A 20,107-nucleotide genomic window follows, 5' to 3' on the forward strand; every position below is an offset into this window, starting at 1 on the left:
TTGCCGGCGGCGGCCGACGGCTGCGACGCTGTCGGCCACGGGGCGCCGACCCCACCCGCCGTCGCCGAGGAGCCGAATGACTCCCGCCACCACTCCGCAACCGCCGTACTACCTGGTCGTGTTCACCTCCACCCGGACCGACGGCGATCACGACGGGTACGCCGCAGCCGCGCGTGAGATGCTCGACCTCGCGGCCCGCCAGCCCGGTTTCCTGGGGGTGGACAGCGCCCGGGGAGCCGACGGGCTCGGCATCACCGTGTCCTACTGGCGCGACGAGCGATCCATCGCCACCTGGCGGCGGCACCTGGCCCACCGGGCCATCCAGGACCGGGGTCGCGCCGACTGGTACGCCGGGTTCGCGGTGCACGTGGCCCGGGTCGAGCGGGCCTACCGGTTCACCCGCCCGACCTGACCCACCGATCAGCGGGGTACCACCGGCTCGGCCGCCCACTGCCGCCAGCCGGCGAGTTGGGCCGCCACCGTCGCCAACTGGTCGGCGACCGGGCCGGGGCCGGTCGAGCCCGGCGTGGTCCGGGCCGCCAGGGCCGAGCGCACCGTCAGCGCCTCCCGGACGGTGCCGTCCAGGTGTTCGCTGACCAGCCGCAGGTCGTCGTCGGAGACCTCGTCGAGGGCACACTCGCGGGCCACGCACAGCGCCACCAGCTTGCCGGTGATCTCGTGCGCGTCACGGAACGGCACCCCCTTGCGGACCAGCCAGTCGGCCACCTCGGTGGCCAGAGTGAAGCCGACCGGCGCGGCGGCGGCCAGCCGGTCCACCCGTACCGTCATGGTGGAGACCATCCCGGCCAGGGCCGGCAGCAGCAGTTGCAGCGTGTCGACCGCGTCGAACGCCGGCTCCTTGTCCTCCTGCATGTCCCGGTCGTAGCTCATCGGCAGACCCTTGAGCATGGTCAGCACCGCCACCAGGCCGCCGACCAGCCGCCCGGACTTGCCCCGGGCGAGCTCGGCGATGTCGGCGTTCTTCTTCTGCGGCATGATCGACGACCCGGTGGCGAACGCGTCGTCGAGCTCCACCCAGCCGAACTCCTGCGAGGTCCAGAGCACCACCTCCTCGCCGAGCCGGGACAGGTGCACGCCGATCATCGCGGTGGCGAAGAGGAACTCGGCGGCGAAGTCGCGGTCGGCCACCGCGTCCATCGAGTTGGCGAACGACGTCCGGAAACCCAGCTCCTTGGCCACCGCCGCAGGATCCAGCGGCAGCCCGGAGCCGGCCAGCGCGCCGGCGCCCAACGGTGACACGTCGGTCCGGGCGTCCCAGTCGCGCAGCCGGTCCAGGTCGCGCAGCAACGGATGAACGTGGGCGAGCAGCCAGTGCCCGAACGTCACCGGTTGGGCGTGCTGCACGTGGGTCATCCCGGGTGCCGGGGTGTCCAGGTGTCGTTCGGCCTGCTCGGTCAGCGCGGCGGCCAGCTCGACCAGCTGCCGGGCCAGGCCACGGGCATGATCGCGCAGATAGAGACGCAGGTCGGTGGCGACCTGGTCGTTGCGTGACCGGCCGGCGCGCAGCTTGCCGCCAAGCGTGCCGAGCCGTTCCAGCAGGCCGCGTTCCAGCGCGGTGTGCACGTCCTCGTCGTCGACGCTCGGCCGGAACGACCCGGAGGCACAGGCGGCCTCCAGGTCGTCCAGCGCGGCGAGCATCCGACCCAGTTCCTCCGGGTCGAGCAGGCCGGCGGCGGCCAGCACCCGGGCGTGCGCCCGGGAGCCGGCGATGTCGTACGGTGCCAGCCGCCAGTCGAACTGGACGCTGACCGACAGCCGGGCCAACGCCTCGGCCGGCCCGCCGGCGAAGCGACCACCCCACAGGCTGGTGCGGTTGGGTCCGGCGGTGTTCTCGGTCAGGCTCTTGTCGTCCACGGCGACCATTGTGCGGGTCAGTCCCCGCTACCGGACAACCGGGCGTCGCGGGCGGTGGCCAGCCTGCTGGGCAGGCCCCACAGCTGCACGAAGCCCTTGGCCAGGCTCTGGTCGAAGGTGTCCCCGGTGTCGTAGGTGGCCAGGTTGAAGTCGTACAGGCTGGCCTCGGAGCGCCGGCCGACGACCACCGCCCGGCCGCCGTGCAGCACCATCCGGATCTCCCCGCTGACCTGGCGCTGGGTCTCGTCGATGAACACGTCGAGGGCCCGCTTGAGCGGGGAGAACCACAGGCCGTCGTAGACCAGCTCGCCCCAGCGCTGGTCGACGGTCCGCTTGAACCGGGCGAGCTCGCGCTCCACGGTGACGTTCTCCAGCTCCTGGTGGGCGGTGATCAGCGCGATCGCGCCCGGGGCCTCGTACACCTCGCGGCTCTTGATGCCGACGAGCCGGTCCTCGACCATGTCGAGCCGCCCGACGCCCTGTGCGCCGGCCCGCCGGTTCAGCTCCACCACCGCCTGGTACGGGGTGACCGTCTCGCCGTCGACGGCGACCGGGACGCCGGCGTCGAAGGTGATGGTCACCTCGTCGGCGTCGCGGGCGGTGGCCGGGTTGGCGGTGTAGGAGTACAGGTCCTCGACCGGGGCGTTCCAGATGTCCTCCAGGAAGCCGGTCTCCACGGCCCGGCCCCACAGGTTCTGGTCGATCGAGTACGGCGACTTGTGCGACACGTCGATCGGCAGGCCCTTCTCCTCGGCGAGGGCGATCGCCTTGTCCCGGGTCCAGGCGAAGTCGCGAGCCGGGGCGACGACCTTCAGCTCGGGCGCGAGCGCGCCGATGCCGACCTCGAAGCGGACCTGGTCGTTGCCTTTGCCGGTGCAGCCGTGCGACACCACGGTGCCGCCGTGCTTGCGGGCCGCGGCCACCAGGTGCTTGACGATCAGCGGCCGGCTCAGCGCCGACACCAGCGGGTAGCGGTCCATGTAGAGGGCGTTCGCCCGCAACGCCGGCAGGCAGAAGTCGGCGGCGAACTCGTCGCGGGCGTCGATCACCTCGGACTCGACCGCGCCGCAGTCGAGCGCCCGCTTGCGGATGACGTCCATGTCCTCGCCGCCCTGGCCGACGTCGACCGCGACCGCGATCACCTCGGCGCCGAGTTCCCCGGCGAGGTACGGGATGGCGACCGAGGTGTCCAGGCCGCCGGAGTAGGCGAGTACCACCCGCTCAGTCATGATGTCGTGCTCCTTGTTCTCCGTGTGCAGGGGTGGGACAGGTCAGGTGATGACTGGGCTGGGTGGGGTGGCGGCCCAGGCGGAAAGCTTGCCGGCCAGGTCGGCACCGCCGACCGGATCGCGGGCCACGACCAGGATGGTGTCGTCGCCGGCGATGGTGCCGACCACCTCCGGCAGGCCGGAGCGGTCGAGCGCGCTGGCCAGGAACTGCGCGGCACCCGGTGGGGTACGCAGCACGCAGATGTTGGCACTGGAATCTACGCCGGTCAGCAGTTCGTGCAGCAGCCGGACCAGCCGGGCCGGTGCCTGCTCGGCCGGGCGCAGCGTCGGGTTGCCGTCCTCGGGGATCAGGTAGACGGCCGGTCCGCCGTCGCGACCGCGTACCTTGACCGCGCCGAGTTCTTCCAGATCCCGCGACAGGGTGGCCTGGGTGACCTGCATGCCGTCGCCGGTGAGCAGCTCGGCCAGCTCGGTCTGCGAGCGGACCGCCTTGGCCCGGATCAGCTCGACGATGCGCGCGTGCCGCGCGGTGCGGGTGGCCGGCCCGGTCACCGGGGTGCCCCACGCTGACCGCCCGGCTGCGCGAGCAACCAGGCCAGCAGGGCCTTCTGCGCGTGCAGCCGGTTCTCCGCCTGGTCGAACACGGCGCTGTGCGCGCCGTCGAGCACCTCGTCGGTGATCTCCTCGCCGCGGTGCGCGGGCAGGCAGTGCAGCACGACCACGTCCGGCGAGGCCGCCGCGAGCAGGTCCTTGTTCACCTGGTAGGGCCAGAACGGGGTCCGCCGGTTACGCCCGTCGCCTTCCTGGCCCATCGACGTCCAGGTGTCGGTGGCGACCACGTCGGCGCCGTCGACCGCCTCCCGCGGATGCCGGATGACCTGCACCGAGCCGCCGGTCCAGGCGGCGATCTCACCGGCCCGGGCGACCACCGCCGGCGACGGGTCGTGCCCGGGTGGGCCGGAGACCCGCACGTGCATGCCGGCGGTGGCGCCGGCCAGCAGGTAGGAGTTGGCCATGTTGTTCGCCGCGTCACCGACATAGGTCAGGGTCCGCCCGGCGGTGCCGCCGCAGTGTTCCCGTACGGTCAGCAGATCGGCCAGCAGCTGGCACGGGTGGAAGCCGTCGGTGAGCGCGTTGACCACCGGTACGCCGGCGCCGGCGGCGACCTCGGCGAGCCGCTCGTCGCCGTAGGTGCGCATCACGATCGCCGCGACGTAGCGCGACAGCACCCGGGCGGCGTCGGCGAGGGTCTCGCCCCGGCCGAAGTGGGTGGCCTGGGTGTCCACCACGATCGGGTTGCCGCCGAGTTCGGCGATGCCGGCGTCGAAGGACAGCCGGGTGCGCAGGCTCTGCTTGTCGAACAGCACCGCCACCGAGCGCGGGCCGGCCAGCGGTCGGTGGCCGTACCGGTCGGCTTTCATCTCGACCGCCAGGTCCAGTACCGTGGCCTGCTCGGCCGGGCTGAGGTCGTCGTCACGCAGCAGGTGCCGGATCATGTCGCGCCTCCGGTGGTGGTGGCGGTGTCGAGGGCGCCCGGCAGCGCGGTGAGGAACTCGTCGGCCTGCTCGGCGGTGAGGATCAGCGGTGGGGCGAGCCGGATCACGTCCGGCTGGGCCGGGTTCACCAGGAAGCCGGCGTCGCGCAGCGCGGTGGCCACCGCCGCGGATTCGGGTGCGGTGAGCACGACGCCGAGCAGCAACCCGGCGCCGCGCACCGAGTCCACGAGCGGGTGGCCGAGCGCCTCGATGCCGCGCCGCAGCTGCTCACCGATCCGCTTGACGTGGTCGAGCAGTCCCTCGGCGGCGATGGTGCGCAGCACCGCGAGCGCGGCGGCGCAACAGACCGGATTGCCGCCGAAGGTGCTGCCGTGGCTGCCCGGAGTGAGCAACGCGGCCGGGTTGCCGGCCACTGAGCCGGCACCCGACGTTCCGGTGCCCGACGTTCCGGTGCCCGACGTTCCGGTGCCCGGCGAGTCGGCGAAGGCGATGCAGGCACCGATCGGCAGCCCGCCGCCGAGCCCTTTGGCCAGGGTGACCACGTCCGGCGCGATACCGTCGGCCTGGTGGGCGAACCAGTGGCCGGTACGCCCGACGCCGGTCTGCACCTCGTCGAGGGTGAGCAGGGCGCCGTGCCGCAGGGTGATCTCCCGGGCGGCGGCCAGGTAGCCCGGCGGTGGCACCACGACTCCCGCCTCGCCCTGGATCGGCTCCAGGATGACCATGGCGGTGCGCTCGGTGACGGCGGCGGCCAGCGCGTCGACGTCACCGTACGGCACGTGGGTCACCTCGCCCGGCAGCGGCCGGAACGGATCAACCTTGGTCGGCTGCCCGGTCAGCGCCAACGCCCCCATGGTCCGGCCGTGGAAACCGTCGTGGGTGGCGACCACGTGGGTCCGCCCGGTACGCCGGGACAGTTTGAACGCGGCTTCGACGGCCTCGGCCCCGGAGTTGCCGAAGAACACCGCGCCGGGCCGGCCGGTCAGCGCCAGCAGGAGTTCGGCCAGGGCGACCGGCGGCTCGGCGACGTACAGGTTGGACACGTGGCCGAGGGTGCCGATCTGGCGGGTCACCGCCTCGACGATCGCCGGGTGGGCGTGGCCCAGCACGTTGACCGCGATGCCGCCGAGCAGGTCGAGGTAGCGGCGGCCGTCCTCGGCGACGACGGTGGCGCCCTCACCACGGACCAGCGCCAGCGGCGGCGTGCCGTAGTTGTCCATCAACGAGGCGGACCAGCGGTCCCGCAGCGAGGCCATGCTAGGACTCCCCGTCGTTCGTCGGGTCAGTGACCATGGTGCCGAACCCTTCCGAGGTGAACACTTCCAGCAGTGTCGAGTGGGCGACCCGGCCGTCGACCACGTGCGCGGCGGGCACCCCGCCACGGACCGCCCGCAGGCAGGCCTCCATCTTCGGCACCATGCCGGCGGCGAGGCCGGGCAGCAGGCCGGTCAGCTCGTCGGCGGTGATCCGGCTGATCAGGCTGCTGGTGTCCGGCCAGTTGGCGTACAGGCCGGGCACGTCGGTGAGCACGACGAGCTTGCGGGCACGCAACGCGACGGCGAGCGCGGCGGCGGCGGTGTCGGCGTTGAGGTTGTGCAGCACGCCGTCGACGTCGGGAGCCACGGTGGAGATCACCGGAATCCGGCCGGCGGCGATCAGATCGGTCACCGCGGACGGGTTGACCGTGTCGACGTCACCGACCTGGCCGACGTCGACCGCTTCCCCGTCGACGTACGCGGGACGGCGTACCGCGGTGAACAGGTGCGCGTCCTCGCCGGACAGCCCGACGGCGAACGGACCGTGCTCGTTGATCAGGCCGACCAGCTCCCGGCCGACCTGGCCGACCAGCACCATCCGGACCACGTCCATGGCTTCCGGGGTGGTGACCCGCAACCCGCCCCGGAACTCGCTGGCGATGCCGAGGCGCCGCAGCATGCTGGAGATCTGTGGGCCGCCGCCGTGCACCACCACCGGGCGGATGCCGGCGTAGCGCAGGAAGACCATGTCGGCGGCGAACGCCCGCCGCAGTTGCGGGTCGATCATCGCGTTGCCACCGTACTTGACCACCACGGTGGTGCCGTGGAAACGGGCCAACCAGGGCAGCGCCTCGATCAGCGTGGCCGCCTTGGCCTGCGCGGCGCTCAGGTCGCGGCTCAACGCGCCCGGCGCGGGGCGCGAGTCGGTGCCGGTCACGTCGAGTACGCCGAGTTCTCGTGCACGTACGCGTGTGACAGGTCGTTGGTCCAGATGGTCGCGGCGTCGCCGCCGGCGTGCAGGTCGATGCGGATGTGCACCTGCCGGCCGGTGAGGTCGACCTGGTCGCGGGACGCGGCGGCGGCCCCGTCGCGGCAGATCCACACGTCGTTGATCGCCACGTCGAGCTGGTCGGGATCGAACGCGGCGTGGGTGGTGCCGACCGCCGCGAGGATCCGCCCCCAGTTGGGGTCGTTGCCGAACACCGCCGTCTTCACCAGGTTGTTACGGGCCACGGCGCGGCCGACCTCGACCGCGTCGGCCTCCCCGGCCGCGCCGGTGACCTCGATGGCGATCTCCTTCGTGGCGCCTTCGGCGTCGGCGATCAGCTGCCGGGCCAGGTCGGCGCAGGCCGCGGTGACGGCGGTGGTCAGCTCGGTCGGCTCCGGGGTGACCCCGGAGGCACCGCTGGCCAGCAACAGCACCGTGTCGTTGGTGGACAGGCAGCCGTCGGAGTCGATCCGGTCGAAGGTGACCCGGCAGGCTGCCCGCAGCGCGGCGTCGCAGGTGGCGGCGTCGACCACCGCGTCGGTGGTGAGCACGCACAGCATGGTGGCCATCGCCGGGGAGAGCATCCCGGCGCCCTTGGCCATCCCGCCGACCCGCCAGCCGGCCCCACCGGGTGGAGCCGTCCGGTCGACGACGGTGATCTTCGGCCGGGTGTCGGTCGTCATGATCGCCTCGGCGGCGGCCGACCCGCCCTCGCCGGACAGTCCCGCCACCGCCCGCTCGACCCCGGCCAGCAGGTTGCCCATCGGCAGCCGCACGCCGATCAGCCCGGTCGAGCAGACGGCGATCTCGCCGGCGCCGACCTCGACCCGCGCGCCCGACCCGGCGGGCCCGGCCGACTTGCTGAGGGTGGCGGCGACGTGCTCGGCGGTGGCGTGAGCGTCCTGGAATCCACCCGGCCCGGTGCAGGCGTTGGCACCACCGGAGTTGAGCACCACCGCCCGCAGCGCACCGGCGCGCAGCACCTGCCGGCTCCACCGTACCGGCGCGGCCTGTACCCGGTTGGCGGTGAACACCCCGGCGGCGGCGCTGACCGGCCCGTCGTTGACGACGAGGGCGACGTCGGAGGCACCGTTGCTCTTGAGACCGGCGGCCACCCCGGCTGCCCGGAACCCCCGCGCGGCGGTCACGCTCATGGTGCCGTCCCGAAAGCGGTCAGTCCGGTGGTCTCCGGCAGGCCGAGCATCAGGTTGGCGCACTGTACGGCCTGGCCGGCGGCGCCCTTGCCAAGGTTGTCGACGGCGCTGGAGACGATCACCCGGCCCGAGTCGACGTCGGCGGTCACCTGCAGGTGGCAGGCGTTGGAACCGAGGGTGGCGGCGGTGGCCGGCCAACTCCCCCGCGGAAGCACCCGCACGAACGGCTCGTCGGCGTACGCGGTGGTGAGCGCCGTGCGCGCGGCGTCGGCCGGGTCGGCGTCCGAGGTCGGTCGGGCGGTCACCGTGGCCAGAATGCCACGCGGCATCGGAGCCAGCACCGGAGTGAACGACAGGCTGGCCGCGCCGGTGGCCTGCTTGATCTCGGGCACGTGCTGGTGCGCGCCGACCTTGTACGGCGCCAGGCTGCCCATCACCTCGCTGGCCAGCAGGTGGGTCTTGGCGGCCCGGCCGGCACCGGAGGTGCCGCTGGCGGCGACCACGACGACGTCTTCGGCGGACACCACGCCAGCGGCGATGAGCGGGGCGAGCGCGAGAATGGTGGCGACGGCGTAGCAGCCGGTGGCGGCCACCCGGCCGGCGGCGGCGATCAGGGCACGCTGGCCGGGCAGCTCGGGCAGCCCGTACGTCCAGGTGCCGGCGTGCTCACTGCCGTAGTAGCGCCGCCAGGCGGCGGCGTCGCGCAGCCGGTGGTCGGCACCGATGTCGACGAGCTTGACGCCGGTGGGCAACATCGCAGCGACGGCACCGGACTCGCCGTGTGGCAGGGCGAGGAAGACCAGGTCCGCGTCGGCGAGCCCGGCCGGATCGGTCGCGGTGAGCACCAGGTCCAGGCCGGCCAGGTGCGGGTGTACGGCGGACACCGGCGCGCCCGCCTGGCGGTGTGCGGTGGCGGCGACGAGGTCGAACTCGGGGTGCCCGGCGATCAGCCGCAGCAGTTCTCCCCCGGCGTACCCGCTTGCTCCGGCGACAGCGACCCGGATACCCATACCCACCTCCGCATTTCTATGCATCGGACAGTATCAGGATGCGCCCACCCCGGCAACCCCTCTCCCACGCCCCGCGGGGCGTCAGTCGGGCAGGACCTCGACGTCGCGCCAGAAGGCCACCCGGCCCCGGATGGACTCGGCCGCAGGAGAGGGATCGGGGTAGTACCAGACAGCGTCCAGGCTGCGTCGTCCGTCGTGTTCGAGGGTGTAGTACGAGGCGTCGCCCTTCCACGGACAGTGGGTATGCGTGACGGAGTCGCGGACCAGGTCGTCGCGCAGCGCCGACCGCGGGAAGTAGTGGTTGCCCTCGACGACGACCGTGTCGTCACTCTCGGCGATCACGAGTCCGTTCCAGATGGCCTTCGGCATGCGATCCAGCGTAGCCACCGGGACCGCCGCCGCGGTCGGTGTCGAGGTACGGACGGCTGATCCACCGGTGTCCATTGTCGGCTACGGTCGGTGCACCAGTTGCCGGCCGCGCGAACGTCCCGGGATCCCGCGGCGGTGTCGCACCGGAGCGTCCTGGCGATCTTCGTCGACGTGCGCGTCTTCACCCGGTGGTCGGAGACCAACGAGTTCGCAGTTCGTGCCCCGCGAACGGCTACGCGAGACGCCGGAGGTGCACGTCGCCGGAATCTGTTTCACCGAGGACCACGGCGGTGCCATCCAGCTGCTGTATTCCGGCGTCCGGTTCCTCTGTCGGCGGGTCGGCCGAGGCGAGCCGTCCTCACGCAACCACTCCGAGCTGCGCTGGATGGGCGAGGAGGAGTTCGCCGCCACCCCGGCGGCCGAGTTCATCGATGGGCTGAAGGCCGAGGTGCTGGAGCTGCTCGTCCGCTACCGGCAGTCCCGACCGCAACGCTGATCACGGCACTCGCCGATCACGGAGCTCCTATCCGGGCGACGTGGCCCCGATCAGGATCAGCAGTCCGGAGGCGGCGCCCAGCAGCGCGGCGACGAAGGCCAGACCTTCCCGGACGTGGCGCGGCACGACCAGGTTCCGGGTCGACGGCACCGCGACGGTCGCCCGGCCGGCGCGTTCGGCGGTCGAGACCCGCGCATCGCCGGTCAAGGCCCGTGGTTCGCCGGTCAAGGCCCGTGGTCGGGTGCCGAAGAGGCGCTCGATCTTGTCGAGACGGTGCAGATGGCAGCCGATCAACAGGCCGGATCCTGGGTACGGGCAGGCACCGTCGCACCACAGTGGCTCGGCACACCGTACCGGCAGGAACATCACCGCGTACGGCAGCAGGACGACCAACGCCACGAACCAGCCCCACCGTGACGAGCCGCTGGCAAACAACGACAGCGACACCGCAGCGGCGATCGCGCCGCCGCCGAGCCGGCGGGTCTTCCATCGGGGCATGCCTCCAATGGTATGCGTGACCTCCTTGCCGACGGACACCGGGAGATACACCACCCAGCCCTTGACATAGACTTCTGTCTATTGAATGGCGGTTCGCCGGACTGCGCTGCGGCGCTACGGCGATCGACGAGGAGGTAGGCGTGCACCCCAGCGACAATCATCATGGATCGGGCGCCGCGGCGCCGGGCAGCACCCCGGGCCCCGGCATCCGGGCGACGCTCGTCGGTGCCGCGGTGTTGGCGACCACGCTGGCCGTGGCCCTGGCGGTCGCGGCGCACGGCACGCCACCACAGCTGGCCGGCGCCACCGGAGAATCCGCCACCGCCGGATCCGCAGTAGGCGCGGCCGACGCCGGCGCGGCCGACGCGGGCTCGTCCGACGCGGGTGTTGGACGGCACGGTTCCCGGTGGGTGGCCGCCTGGGCGCCGAGCCCGGTCGAAGGCAGCACGATCCCCTGGTCGGACTGCCCCGCCGGGGCCGGCCTGGCCGATCAGACGGTACGCAACGTCGCGTTCGTCAGCACCGGCGGCAGCGCGGTCCGGGTCCGGGTCACCAACACGTTCGGCACCCGGGAACTGAGGATCGGCCGCGCCTCGGTGGCGGTGCAGGGCGACGGTGCGAACGCCGCGCCGGGGACCATGCGGGAGCTGACGTTCGGCGGGCGGACAGCGACCACGGTGGCCGCCGGTGGTCGGGCGCTCAGCGATCCGGTGCAGCTGCGCGTCGCCCCGCTGAGCACCCTGCTGGTCAGCGTGCACGTGCCGGAACAGACCGGGCCGGTCACCAACCACCCGTTCACCGCGCAGGGCAACTACCTGGCCGACGGTGACCGGGCCGGGGCGACCGGCGCCGATGGGTACGCCGACACCCCGTGCTGGATGCTCGTCGACGGCATCGACGTGCGGGCGCCCGGTCGGGTGGTCGGCTCCGTCGTCGCGCTCGGCGACTCGATCACCGACACCTCGGCGACCACCGGCAACGCCAACCGGCGCTGGCCCGACCACCTGGCCCGCCGGCTGCACGCCCGCCCCGGGTCCACCCTGTCCGTGGTCAACGCCGGGCTCGGCGGCAACCGGCTGCTCGCGCCACGCGACGGTGAACCGTACTGGGGCGTGCCGGCGCTGGCCCGCCTGGAACGCGACGTCTACGCGCAGACCGGGGTCCGGTCGGTGATCCTGATGGAAGGCGTCAACGACATCGGCTACAGCGCGCCGGCCGCCGACATCATCGCCGGCTACCAGCAGGTGGTCGCACAGACCCGGGCGCAGGGGCTGCCGATCTTCGGCGGCACGGTCACCCCGTTCGGCGGATCGTTCCTGGACACGCCCGAGCGCCAGCAGATCTGGCGGGAGGTCAACGACTGGATTCGCACCAGCGGGGCGTTCGACGGCGTGATCGACTTCGCCGCGGCGGTCGCCGATCCGGTCGACCCGGCCCGGTTGGCGGCGGCCTACGACAGCGGTGACGGCCTGCACCCCAACGACGCCGGCTGTGCGGCGATGGCCGACGCGGTCGATCTGGCCGCGCTGCTGGGCACGGCCTGACCGATGTCGTTCCCGGGCCCGGACATCCCCGGCCCGGCCCGGGAACGACACCCACCCGGCGATCCCGCCCGTCCGGCGGTCAGCCGCCCACCCGGCGATCAGCTCCGCACGGGGCTCAGCTGCCGCGCAGGGTGGCGCCCAGCCGGGAAGCGGCCTCCGCTACCGCGGCGTCGCGGGCCGCCACCGCCTCCTCGACGGTCAACGTGCGGTCGGCTGCCCGGAAGGCCAGCTTGTAGGCCAGCGACTTGCGTCCGGCACCGAGCTGCTCGCCGGCGTACACGTCGAACAGCCGGACCGATTCGAGCAGCTCGCCGGCACCCTCGACGAGCGCCCGGCGGACCTGCTCGGCCGGGGTGGTCGTGTCGACGACCACCGCGACGTCGATCAGCGCGGGCGGAAATCCGGAGATCCGGGGCGCCGGGGTCACCGGGGCGTCCGGCAGCGCGTCCAGATCCAGTTCCATGGCACAGGTACGCCGGGGCAGCTCCAGCGCGGTGACCACGGTCGGGTGCAGCTCCCCGGCGTGACCGACCACCGATCCGTCGACCAGCAGTTCGGCGCAGCGCCCCGGATGCCACGGCAGGTGCTCACCGGCCCGGACCTCGACCCGGTCGGTGGGCACGCCGGCCGCGGCGAGCACCATCCGGCCGGCCTCGACCGCGTCCGCCCAGCTTGCCGTCCGGCCGGCACCCCACCAGCCGCCCGGTTCGACGTCACCGGCGAGCACCGCCGCGACGTGCCACGGCTGGTGCGGCACGGCGGCGTCGGCGGCGGCGAACTCCGCCTCGCTCGGTCGCCGGTCGACCCCCATCGCCGGGGGGGCGTCCGCGCCGGCCCGGGGATGGAACACCACGCCGATCTCGTAGAGGGCGAGGTCGCGCTGGCCACGACCGACGTTGCGACGCAGCGTGGTCAGCAGCGGCGGCAGCAGGGTGGTGCGCAGCAGCGGGTCGGTGTCGGCCAGCGGGTTGGCCAGCCGGACCGTCCGGCGGCGCGGATCGTCGGCCGACAGGCCCAGGTCGTCGGCGGCCTGCGGGGAGACGAACGGGTACGACAGCACCTCGACGTAGCCGGCTTCGGCCAGGGTGCGGGCCACCGACCGGCGGCGCCGCTGGGTGGCGGTGAGCCCGCGCCCGGCCGGGGCCGGTGGCAGCACGCTGGGCACGGCGTCGTAGCCGTCCAGCCGGACGACCTCCTCGACCAGGTCGGCCGGGTCGGTCAGGTCCGGTCGCCAGCTCGGCGGGGCGACGACCAGCGGGGCCGCCGCATCGTCCGGGGCCGAGGCCGCCGAGGTGGCGGTCGCCGGCCCGGTGGCGAGCGCACCGGCACTGGCCACCCCGGCGGTCGTACCGGTGGCGACCGTGCAGCCGACGCCGCGCAGCAGCTCGACGACCCGCTGCGGCGGGTACGGTACGCCGATCCGGCGCGCCGGTTCGGCGGCGTCGATCAGGATCGGGGCGGGCGGGGCGACATGGTCGAGGTCGAGGACCTCGGCGCCGATCTCACCGCCGGCGTGTTCGGTGAGCAACCGGACGGCGCGGTCGATGGCGACCAGCGGCAGCGCCGGATCCACGCCGCGTTCCCACCGCTTGGCGGCCTCGCTGAACAGCTTGTGCCGCCGCGCGGTCCGGCTGACCATCACCGGATCCCAGTGGGCGGCCTCGAACAGCACGGTACGGGTGCCGGGCACCACCTCGCTGGTCTCGCCGCCCATCACCGCGGCGAGCGAGATCGGCCCGGTGTCGTCGCAGATGACCATGTCCTCGGCGTCCAGCGCCCGGGCCATCCCGTCCAGGGTGGTCAGCTTCTCCCCGGCGACCGCCCGACGCACGACCAGCGGGCCGTTGACCCGGTCCAGGTCGAAGGCGTGCATCGGCTGGCCGAGTTCGAGCATCAGGTAGTTGGTGATGTCGACGGCGAGGCTGATGCTGCGTACCCCGGCGGTGGTCAGCCGACGGACCAGCCAGGCCGGCGAGGGCGCGGTCGGGTCGATGCCGCGCACCACCCGCGCGGCGAACCGGTCGCAGCCGACGGTGTCACGGACCTCGACGGGGTACGCCGGGGTCGCGGTGGCGCCGGGAGCGTCGACCGCCGCCGGGTCACGCCACGGTACGCCCAGCGCCTGGGCGAGCTCGCGGGCGATGCCACGCACCGACATGGCGTACCCCCGGTCCGGGGTGATCTCCACCTCGACCACGACGTCGTCGAGGCCGACGACGGGGCGGGCGTCGTCGCCGGGGGCGGCGGCAACCTCCGGCGCCAGCACCAGGATGCCGCTGTGGTCGTCGCCGAGACCCAGCTCCCGGGCCGAGCAGATCATGCCGTTGGAGGTGCGGCCGTACGTCCTGCGGGCGCCGATGGCGAACCCGCCGGGCAGTACGCCACCGGGCAGGATCACCACGACCCTGTCGCCCGGCGCGAAGTTGGTGGCGCCGCAGACGATCTCCTGCGGCTCGCCGGTGCCGTTGGCGGTGCCGACGTCGACCCGGCAGAACCGGATCGGCTTCTTGAACCCGGTCAGCTCCTCGATGTCGCGGACCTCGCCGACGACGAGCGGCCCGGCGACCGTACCGGCCAGGTCCACGATCGACTCGACCTCCAGGCCGAGACCGACCAGGGCGTCTTCGAGCTGCTGCGCCGACAGGTCGGCGGGCAGGTCGACGTGTTCACGCAGCCAGGAAACTCCGACCCGCATGACTTCAGACCTCCATCCCGAACGCGCGAGTGAACCGCACGTCGCCTTCGACCATGTCGCGCATGTCGCTGACCCCGTGGCGGAACATCAGGGTGCGTTCGATCCCCATGCCGAACGCGAATCCGGAGTAGACCTCCGGGTCGATGCCGCAGGCGCGCAGCACCCGGGGATTCACCATGCCGCAGCCGCCCCACTCGACCCACCGGGGGCCGTCGCGGTGCTGCGGGAACCAGACGTCGAACTCGGCGGACGGCTCGGTGAACGGGAAGTAGTGCGGCCGCCAGCGGGTACGCGCGTCCGCGCCGAACATCGCCTGGGCGAAGTGGTCGAGGGTCCCTTTGAGGTGGGCCATGGTGATGTCCCGGTCCACGACGAGCCCTTCGACCTGGTGGAACACCGGGGTGTGGGTGGCGTCGAGTTCGTCGGTGCGGTAGACCCGCCCCGGGCAGACCACGTAGATCGGCGGGGTGCGGGTGAGCATGGTGCGGGCCTGCACCGGCGAGGTGTGGGTACGCAGCACCAGACCGGGCAGGTCCAGGTGGAAGGTATCCATCAGGCCACGCGCCGGGTGGTCGGGGCCGATGTTGAGCGCGTCGAAGTTGGTCCACTCCAACTCGGCCTCGGGACCTTCGGCGATCTCGTAGCCCATGCCGACGAACAGGTCGCCGATGCGCTCCATCAGGGTGGTCAACGGGTGCCGGGCGCCGCGCGGACGCCGGTCGAACGGCAACGTGACGTCGACGCGTTCCTCGGCGAGGACCCGCCGGGCCTGCTCGATCTCCAGTTCGGCGCGGCGGGTGTCGAACGCGGCCTGCACCCCGGCGCGGGCCTCGTTGACCCGCCGGCCGGCGTCGGCCTTGGCCGCCGGCGGCAGGGCGCCGATCTCGCGGCGGGCCAGCGAGACCGGGGCACGGTCGCCGAGGTGCTGGTGGCGCAGCCCGGTCAGGGCGTCCAGGTCGCCGGCGGCGGCGAACGCCTTCTCGGCGGCGGCGACCGCCTCGGCCAGGGCATCCGGGTCGAGCAGGGCGACCTGCTTGGGATCGTATGGGTCGTTGCGGTAGGTCATGACGAGCGGGCACTCCCTCGCGGCGTGCGGCACCGGGACCGGTGACCGGCAAGAGTCTACGGACGCGCGGCGCTGCCGCAGCCCGCCGGTGGGAGCAGGGAGCAGAGTCCGGTGATCAGCCCTGCCGCCCGCCGCGACCGGCGGGCTGGCTAAACATCCGGGCGATCATCTCGTGGACTCCTCGACGGCGCTCGACGCGCCCGTCCTCGGCCGCGCTCAGCGCGCGGGTTTGCCGGGTCGTTGTGCTCTGCCTGGGCGTTGTGCTCTGGCCGAAGTGTACAGGCAGACCGCGGCGGCGGCAGCCAGGTTGAGGCTCTCGGCGCGGCCGTGCAACGGCACCCGGACCCGGGCGTCGGCCCGGGCGGCCAGGTCGGCCGGCAGGCCGTGCGCCTCGGTGCCGAACAGCCAGGCGGTGGGTGCGGCCAGCGCACCCGCGTCGGCCAGATCGTCGAGGTCGGTCTCACCGTGCCCGGTGGCGGCCAGCACCCGCAGCCCGGTGGCACGCAGCGTGTCGAGGCAGCCGGCCGGATCGGCGGCCCGGACCACGTCGACGTGGAACAGGCTGCCGGCGCTGGCCCGGACACACTTGCCGTTGTACGGATCGACGGCGGCACCGGCGAAGACGACGACGGCGGCACCGGCGGCGTCGGCGGTGCGCAGGATGGTGCCGGCGTTGCCGGGGTCGCGCACCTCGGCGAGGACCGCGACCAGCGCGGGGACGCGGCGCAGTGCGGTGGCCAGCGGTACGTCGAGGTGCACGCCGACGGCGACGACGCCCTGCGGGGTGACGGTGTCGGTGAGGGCGGCCAGCGCCTCGTCGGTGACCGGCGAGACGGTGATCCCGGCGGCGGTGGCGGCCGCGATCAGGTCGCCGTACCGGTCCGCGCCCGTGACGGTGGTGAAGACCTCGCGTACGACGCCCGGGGTCGCCAGGGCCTCCCGGACGGCTTGCGGTCCTTCGACGAGGAAACGCCGGGCGCTGTCGCGCTCGCGGCGCCGGTGCAGCCGCCGGGCGGCCACGATCCTCGGCGTACGGATGGTGAAGGGTGCCGTGCCCGCGCTCCCGGCACGGTCGAGGCGCCCGGCTGGCCGTGGTGCGGTCATGCCGGGCGCCTCGATTCGTGCCGGTTCGCGGATCAGGTCGTGCCGGTTCGCGGATCAGGTCGTGCCGGTTCGCGGGTCAGCGCTACGCCGAGGGTCGGTCCTCAGGCGGCCTGGGCGGCGGCGCCACCGGTGCCTTCGGCGGCGACCGCGTCGCGGGCCACCGTGACCAACGCCGCGAACGCGGTGGCGTCGTTGACCGCCAGATCGGCGAGAATCTTGCGGTCGACCTCGACACCGGCCAGTCGCAGGCCCTGGATGAGCCGGTTGTAGGTCATTCCGTTGGCGCGGGCGGCCGCGTTGATCCGGGTGATCCACAGCTGCCGGAAGTCGCCCTTGCGGTCGCGACGGTCCCGGTAGGCGTACTGCATCGAGTGCAGCACCTGCTCCTTGGCCTTACGGTAGAGCCGGGAGCGCTGGCCCCGGTATCCGCTGGCGTCCTCCAGCAGGGTACGGCGCTTCTTCTGGGCGTTGACGGACCGCTTGACGCGTGCCATTTCACCTACTCCTTCGGGTCACCTGGCGCGCGTCAGCGGCCGAGCAGCTTCTTGATGCGCTTGACGTCGGCCGGGGACACCTCGACGGTGCCGGTGAGCCGGCGGGTCCGGGTGGAGGGCTTACCCTCCAGCAGGTGGCGCTTGCCGGCCTGCTCGGACAGAATCTTGCCACGGCCGGTCACCTTGACCCGCTTGCCCATGCCGGTGTGGCTTTTCATCTTTGGCATTTGTTGCGTCTCTCCCCTGTCACTCGCCGGTGGTCCCGGCGGGTCCGGACGCGGCGTCCGGTGATGCCTCGACGGCACTGTCCCGGTCCCGCGACGATCCGCTACCGCGGGCTGCGGTGGCGGCAGCCGCAGCGGCCTTGGTGGCCCGGTGCGGGGCCAACACCATGATCATGTTCCGGCCGTCCTGCTTCGGCGCGGCCTCGACGTATCCCAGATCCGTGATCTCCGATTCGAGCCGGCGCAGGAGCCGGTAGCCCAGCTCCGGTCGGCTCTGTTCACGACCCCGGAACATGATCGTCACCTTGACCTTGTCGCCGGCCTTGAGAAACCGCATCACGTGACCCTTCTTGGTCTCGTAGTCGTGCGGATCGATCTTCGGCCGGAGTTTCATCTCCTTGATGACGGTCTGTTGCTGGTTACGCCGCGCTTCGCGCGCCTTCAGTGCGCTCTCGTACTTGAACTTGCCGAAGTCCATGAGCTTGCACACCGGTGGGCGCGCCATCGGCGCTACCTCAACCAGGTCCAGGTCGACGTCCGCGGCCAGCTGCAGGGCGCGCTCCAGCGGGACGATGCCCACCTGCTCGCCTTCAGGACCGACCAGTCGGACCTCACGCGCCCGGATCTGCTCGTTCACGCGCGGTTCGACGCTGATGGGGCCTCCTCCAGTCAGTGAATTTTCGGGTGCCGTATCGGCCCTGGGCGCGATCCCCTGGTGGGAGGGCGTCCGGGAAAGCAGAAGGCCCTGGCACGGGCCAGGGCCTGCTCGACCGGTCGACAGCGCCAGGTGGCGCTGACCCGGCGATGGGCTCGACCCACCGCCGAGTGACCGGACCCGACCGCTGGACGGATGTCCGCAGTGCGGGTGGGAGCAGGCGCTCCGCTTTCGCCGCCGCCATTGCCCGGCCTTCGCAGTGCCCGGCATGTGCGAACAATCGGGCGAGCGAAACACCGACAATGACAGCGTGGTCGACGCGGACAAGCCTACCAGGTCGGCTGCCTAGCCGGGGTTCCGGCACCCGTCAAGCCTCACCGGTTGCCGGTTGACGCTTTCCGGGCGTCCCGGTCCCGTCCCCGATCTCCGCAGTCGGCGGCCGGTTGGCGTCGTGCAACGCCCGCAACGCCCGGACGGCGTCGACGGCATGGTCACGGTCCACCGCCTGCAGCGCCAACACCGGCACCGTCTCGTCGTCGTGCAGCTCCAGGCTGGCCCAGGCCGCGTCACGGTCGAAACGGACCGCCCGGATCACCGGCCAGGGCAACTCGTAGGAACGGAACACGTTGCGCACCCGTACCCCGGTGGCGTCGGCCTCGATCCGGGGCCGGGCGAACATCGCGATGATGATCGCCCCCACCACGCCGAGTCCGATCATGGCGACCTGGTCGCCCCGTTGGAAGCTGCCCATGTTGTCGCCGGTGGCGCCGTCGAGCCCGAAGCTGACCGCGGTGAAGACCAGCAGCAGCGCCGCCGCCAGCGAGAAGCACATCACCCGGATCCGCCGGGGTCGCGCCGACACCGACGGCGCCGTCTTCTGTGCCCCGGCTGTTTCCTGTCCCACCACCCCACCGAGTCTGCCACACCCCGCCCGCCCACCTCGACGATCTTGGACTCATCGCGAGGTCTTGCCCGTTTCGTCCGTCGATAACTCCAAGATCGTCGCTGTCGATCGAGGAGGAGTGGGCCGGCCGGGGCTGGAGCCGCGACCGGAGATGACCACGGCGAGCAGGATCAACGCCGCACCGGCCAGCATGCCGGCTCCCGCCGACGGCCCACCCGGAACGAGGACGTCGATCAGCAGTGCCCCGACGAGCTGCCCGCCGAGGATGCCCAGCCCGGTCCGCAGCACGCCCACCGACCGGACCCCGACCAGCAGGGCGATCATCACCAGCACCCCGAACAGACCGCCCAGGTAGAGGAACCAGTCCGCCGGCCAGCCGCCGCGTGCCGCGACACCGAACGCGCCGAGCAGCGCCGCCACACTCAGCACGAACGGGGTCGCGACGGCGAAATTGACCACCGTGCCCGCAGCGGTGGTGCTGGCAGCGGAGACCCGACCGATGACCGCCGACTGCACCGCGACGGTGAGGCCGGCGGCGACGGCGAGGGCGACCAGACCGACCGCGAGCTGCCCGACCGGGCGGCCGGCCTGGGCGACGACCACCGCCACGATGCCCAGCACCGCGCCGGCCACCCGGGGCCCGGAGATGACCAGCCGGCCAGCCGGGGCCAGCCCGGTCCGGTCCACCGCCAGCCCGCCGACACTGTTGCCGGCGACCTGGGCGATGGTGAACACCGCCACGCCGAGCACGGGTACGGCGTACGTGGCGGCGATCACGAAGAAGCCGCCGCCGATCCCGCCGAGGTAGCTCCACCACGGCAGCCGGGCCCGACGCAAAACACGCAGCCCGGTCCGCATCGTCGGGAACAGCAGCAGGCCCAGCCCGATCAGCAGGGATCCGACGACGTTGTTGACGATCGCGCCGACCGGGGCGCTGCCCATCCGGGCGCCGAGTTCGGCGTTGACCGCGCTCTGCGACGCCGACGCGACCCCGCCGAGCGCGGTGACGGTCAGCGCCAGCCAGGCGGGCACGACGCGACGCGCGGTGGT

At 72.8% G+C, this 20,107-nt stretch carries 21 protein-coding genes; 3 read left to right on the forward strand and 18 right to left on the reverse strand.

Annotation, left to right across the window (positions count from 1 at the left end; genetic code table 11):
• Positions 1-76 precede the first annotated feature (76 nt).
• Positions 77-412 carry an antibiotic biosynthesis monooxygenase family protein gene (locus ACN27F_RS04020; protein WP_421431253.1) on the forward strand — a complete coding sequence of 112 codons (336 nt, stop codon included), beginning with the start codon at positions 77-79 and terminating at the stop codon, positions 410-412.
• A gap of 8 nt (positions 413-420) precedes the next feature.
• On the opposite strand, the gene argH is transcribed toward ACN27F_RS04020, so the two are convergent.
• From argH to ACN27F_RS04065, 9 genes are all read right to left on the reverse strand, one after another.
• A complete protein-coding gene (gene argH, locus ACN27F_RS04025) occupies positions 421-1,884 on the reverse strand; it encodes an argininosuccinate lyase (protein ID WP_421431254.1) in 1,464 nt (487 codons plus the stop codon).
• Positions 1,885-1,892: 8 nt separating this feature from the next.
• The gene (locus ACN27F_RS04030) at positions 1,893-3,104 is read right to left on the reverse strand and encodes an argininosuccinate synthase (protein WP_421431255.1); all 1,212 of its coding nucleotides are present in this window, start codon (positions 3,102-3,104) and stop codon (positions 1,893-1,895) included.
• A 42-nt stretch (positions 3,105-3,146) separates the two neighbouring features.
• A complete protein-coding gene (locus ACN27F_RS04035; RefSeq protein ID WP_421431256.1) occupies positions 3,147-3,656 on the reverse strand; it encodes an arginine repressor in 510 nt (169 codons plus the stop codon).
• Positions 3,653-4,600, reverse strand: a complete 948-nt coding sequence (argF, locus tag ACN27F_RS04040; protein WP_421431257.1) for an ornithine carbamoyltransferase — start codon at positions 4,598-4,600, stop codon at positions 3,653-3,655. The genes ACN27F_RS04035 and argF overlap by 4 nt, the downstream gene beginning before the upstream one ends.
• Complete coding sequence (locus ACN27F_RS04045; protein WP_421431258.1) at positions 4,597-5,856, reverse strand: aspartate aminotransferase family protein; 1,260 nt, start codon at positions 5,854-5,856, stop codon at positions 4,597-4,599. Before ACN27F_RS04045 ends, argF begins: the two co-directional genes overlap by 4 nt.
• 1 nt (position 5,857) lies before the next feature.
• Complete coding sequence (argB, locus tag ACN27F_RS04050; RefSeq protein WP_421431259.1) at positions 5,858-6,793, reverse strand: acetylglutamate kinase; 936 nt, start codon at positions 6,791-6,793, stop codon at positions 5,858-5,860.
• Positions 6,790-7,998, reverse strand: coding sequence for a bifunctional glutamate N-acetyltransferase/amino-acid acetyltransferase ArgJ (gene argJ / locus ACN27F_RS04055; RefSeq protein WP_421431260.1), 1,209 nt, complete (start codon positions 7,996-7,998; stop codon positions 6,790-6,792). Before argJ ends, argB begins: the two co-directional genes overlap by 4 nt.
• Entirely contained in the window at positions 7,995-9,008 is a 1,014-nt protein-coding gene (gene argC / locus ACN27F_RS04060) for an N-acetyl-gamma-glutamyl-phosphate reductase (RefSeq protein ID WP_421431261.1), read from the reverse strand. The genes argJ and argC overlap by 4 nt, the downstream gene beginning before the upstream one ends.
• A gap of 81 nt (positions 9,009-9,089) precedes the next feature.
• The gene (locus ACN27F_RS04065; RefSeq protein ID WP_421431262.1) at positions 9,090-9,377 is read right to left on the reverse strand and encodes a DUF427 domain-containing protein; all 288 of its coding nucleotides are present in this window, start codon (positions 9,375-9,377) and stop codon (positions 9,090-9,092) included.
• 217 nt (positions 9,378-9,594) lie between these two features.
• On the opposite strand from ACN27F_RS04065, the gene ACN27F_RS04070 reads away from it, so the two are divergent.
• A complete protein-coding gene (locus tag ACN27F_RS04070) occupies positions 9,595-9,873 on the forward strand; it encodes a hypothetical protein (RefSeq protein WP_421431263.1) in 279 nt (92 codons plus the stop codon).
• Between the two features lie 27 nt (positions 9,874-9,900).
• On the opposite strand, the gene ACN27F_RS04075 is transcribed toward ACN27F_RS04070, so the two are convergent.
• Positions 9,901-10,371, reverse strand: a complete 471-nt coding sequence (locus ACN27F_RS04075; protein WP_421431264.1) for a hypothetical protein — start codon at positions 10,369-10,371, stop codon at positions 9,901-9,903.
• A 140-nt stretch (positions 10,372-10,511) separates the two neighbouring features.
• Here ACN27F_RS04075 and ACN27F_RS04080 point away from each other — a divergent pair, with 140 nt between their 5' ends.
• Positions 10,512-11,915, forward strand: coding sequence for an SGNH/GDSL hydrolase family protein (locus tag ACN27F_RS04080; RefSeq protein WP_421431265.1), 1,404 nt, complete (start codon positions 10,512-10,514; stop codon positions 11,913-11,915).
• A gap of 115 nt (positions 11,916-12,030) precedes the next feature.
• Here the strand turns inward: ACN27F_RS04080 and ACN27F_RS04085 are convergent, their stop codons facing one another.
• The 8 genes from ACN27F_RS04085 to ACN27F_RS04120 form a co-directional block, all read right to left on the reverse strand.
• Positions 12,031-14,610 carry a phenylalanine--tRNA ligase subunit beta gene (locus ACN27F_RS04085; RefSeq protein ID WP_421431266.1) on the reverse strand — a complete coding sequence of 860 codons (2,580 nt, stop codon included), beginning with the start codon at positions 14,608-14,610 and terminating at the stop codon, positions 12,031-12,033.
• A 4-nt stretch (positions 14,611-14,614) separates the two neighbouring features.
• The gene (gene pheS, locus ACN27F_RS04090) at positions 14,615-15,676 is read right to left on the reverse strand and encodes a phenylalanine--tRNA ligase subunit alpha (RefSeq protein WP_421431267.1); all 1,062 of its coding nucleotides are present in this window, start codon (positions 15,674-15,676) and stop codon (positions 14,615-14,617) included.
• A gap of 216 nt (positions 15,677-15,892) precedes the next feature.
• Positions 15,893-16,780: a TrmH family RNA methyltransferase gene (locus ACN27F_RS04095; protein ID WP_421431268.1), complete on the reverse strand. Its 888-nt coding sequence runs from the start codon at positions 16,778-16,780 to the stop codon at positions 15,893-15,895.
• A 101-nt stretch (positions 16,781-16,881) separates the two neighbouring features.
• The gene (rplT, locus tag ACN27F_RS04100; RefSeq protein ID WP_421431269.1) at positions 16,882-17,274 is read right to left on the reverse strand and encodes a 50S ribosomal protein L20; all 393 of its coding nucleotides are present in this window, start codon (positions 17,272-17,274) and stop codon (positions 16,882-16,884) included.
• 32 nt (positions 17,275-17,306) lie between these two features.
• Complete coding sequence (gene rpmI / locus ACN27F_RS04105; RefSeq protein ID WP_421431270.1) at positions 17,307-17,501, reverse strand: 50S ribosomal protein L35; 195 nt, start codon at positions 17,499-17,501, stop codon at positions 17,307-17,309.
• Positions 17,502-17,520: 19 nt separating this feature from the next.
• Entirely contained in the window at positions 17,521-18,135 is a 615-nt protein-coding gene (infC, locus tag ACN27F_RS04110) for a translation initiation factor IF-3 (protein ID WP_421431271.1), read from the reverse strand.
• Between the two features lie 385 nt (positions 18,136-18,520).
• Positions 18,521-18,985: a PH domain-containing protein gene (locus ACN27F_RS04115; RefSeq protein ID WP_421439949.1), complete on the reverse strand. Its 465-nt coding sequence runs from the start codon at positions 18,983-18,985 to the stop codon at positions 18,521-18,523.
• A gap of 123 nt (positions 18,986-19,108) precedes the next feature.
• Positions 19,109-20,089: a DMT family transporter gene (locus ACN27F_RS04120; RefSeq protein ID WP_421431272.1), complete on the reverse strand. Its 981-nt coding sequence runs from the start codon at positions 20,087-20,089 to the stop codon at positions 19,109-19,111.
• Positions 20,090-20,107: the final 18 nt, after the last annotated feature.

This window comes from Solwaraspora sp. WMMB335, assembly GCF_049179075.1.
Lineage (GTDB): Bacteria > Actinomycetota > Actinomycetes > Mycobacteriales > Micromonosporaceae > Micromonospora_E.

Bases quoted from the DNA above. Each gene is read 5' to 3' on its own strand.
- ACN27F_RS04020 (WP_421431253.1), top strand. From the start codon at position 77: ATGACTCCCGCCACCACTCCGCAACCGCCGTACTACCTGGTCGTGTTC.
- argH (WP_421431254.1), bottom strand. From the start codon at position 1,884: ATGGTCGCCGTGGACGACAAGAGCCTGACCGAGAACACCGCCGGACCC.
- ACN27F_RS04030 (WP_421431255.1), bottom strand. From the start codon at position 3,104: ATGACTGAGCGGGTGGTACTCGCCTACTCCGGCGGCCTGGACACCTCG.
- argF (WP_421431257.1), bottom strand. From the start codon at position 4,600: ATGATCCGGCACCTGCTGCGTGACGACGACCTCAGCCCGGCCGAGCAG.
- ACN27F_RS04045 (WP_421431258.1), bottom strand. From the start codon at position 5,856: ATGGCCTCGCTGCGGGACCGCTGGTCCGCCTCGTTGATGGACAACTAC.
- argJ (WP_421431260.1), bottom strand. From the start codon at position 7,998: ATGAGCGTGACCGCCGCGCGGGGGTTCCGGGCAGCCGGGGTGGCCGCC.
- argC (WP_421431261.1), bottom strand. From the start codon at position 9,008: ATGGGTATCCGGGTCGCTGTCGCCGGAGCAAGCGGGTACGCCGGGGGA.
- ACN27F_RS04065 (WP_421431262.1), bottom strand. From the start codon at position 9,377: ATGCCGAAGGCCATCTGGAACGGACTCGTGATCGCCGAGAGTGACGAC.
- ACN27F_RS04075 (WP_421431264.1), bottom strand. From the start codon at position 10,371: ATGCCCCGATGGAAGACCCGCCGGCTCGGCGGCGGCGCGATCGCCGCT.
- ACN27F_RS04085 (WP_421431266.1), bottom strand. From the start codon at position 14,610: ATGCGGGTCGGAGTTTCCTGGCTGCGTGAACACGTCGACCTGCCCGCC.
- pheS (WP_421431267.1), bottom strand. From the start codon at position 15,676: ATGACCTACCGCAACGACCCATACGATCCCAAGCAGGTCGCCCTGCTC.
- ACN27F_RS04095 (WP_421431268.1), bottom strand. From the start codon at position 16,780: ATGACCGCACCACGGCCAGCCGGGCGCCTCGACCGTGCCGGGAGCGCG.
- rplT (WP_421431269.1), bottom strand. From the start codon at position 17,274: ATGGCACGCGTCAAGCGGTCCGTCAACGCCCAGAAGAAGCGCCGTACC.
- rpmI (WP_421431270.1), bottom strand. From the start codon at position 17,501: ATGCCAAAGATGAAAAGCCACACCGGCATGGGCAAGCGGGTCAAGGTG.
- ACN27F_RS04115 (WP_421439949.1), bottom strand. From the start codon at position 18,985: ATGTGCTTCTCGCTGGCGGCGGCGCTGCTGCTGGTCTTCACCGCGGTC.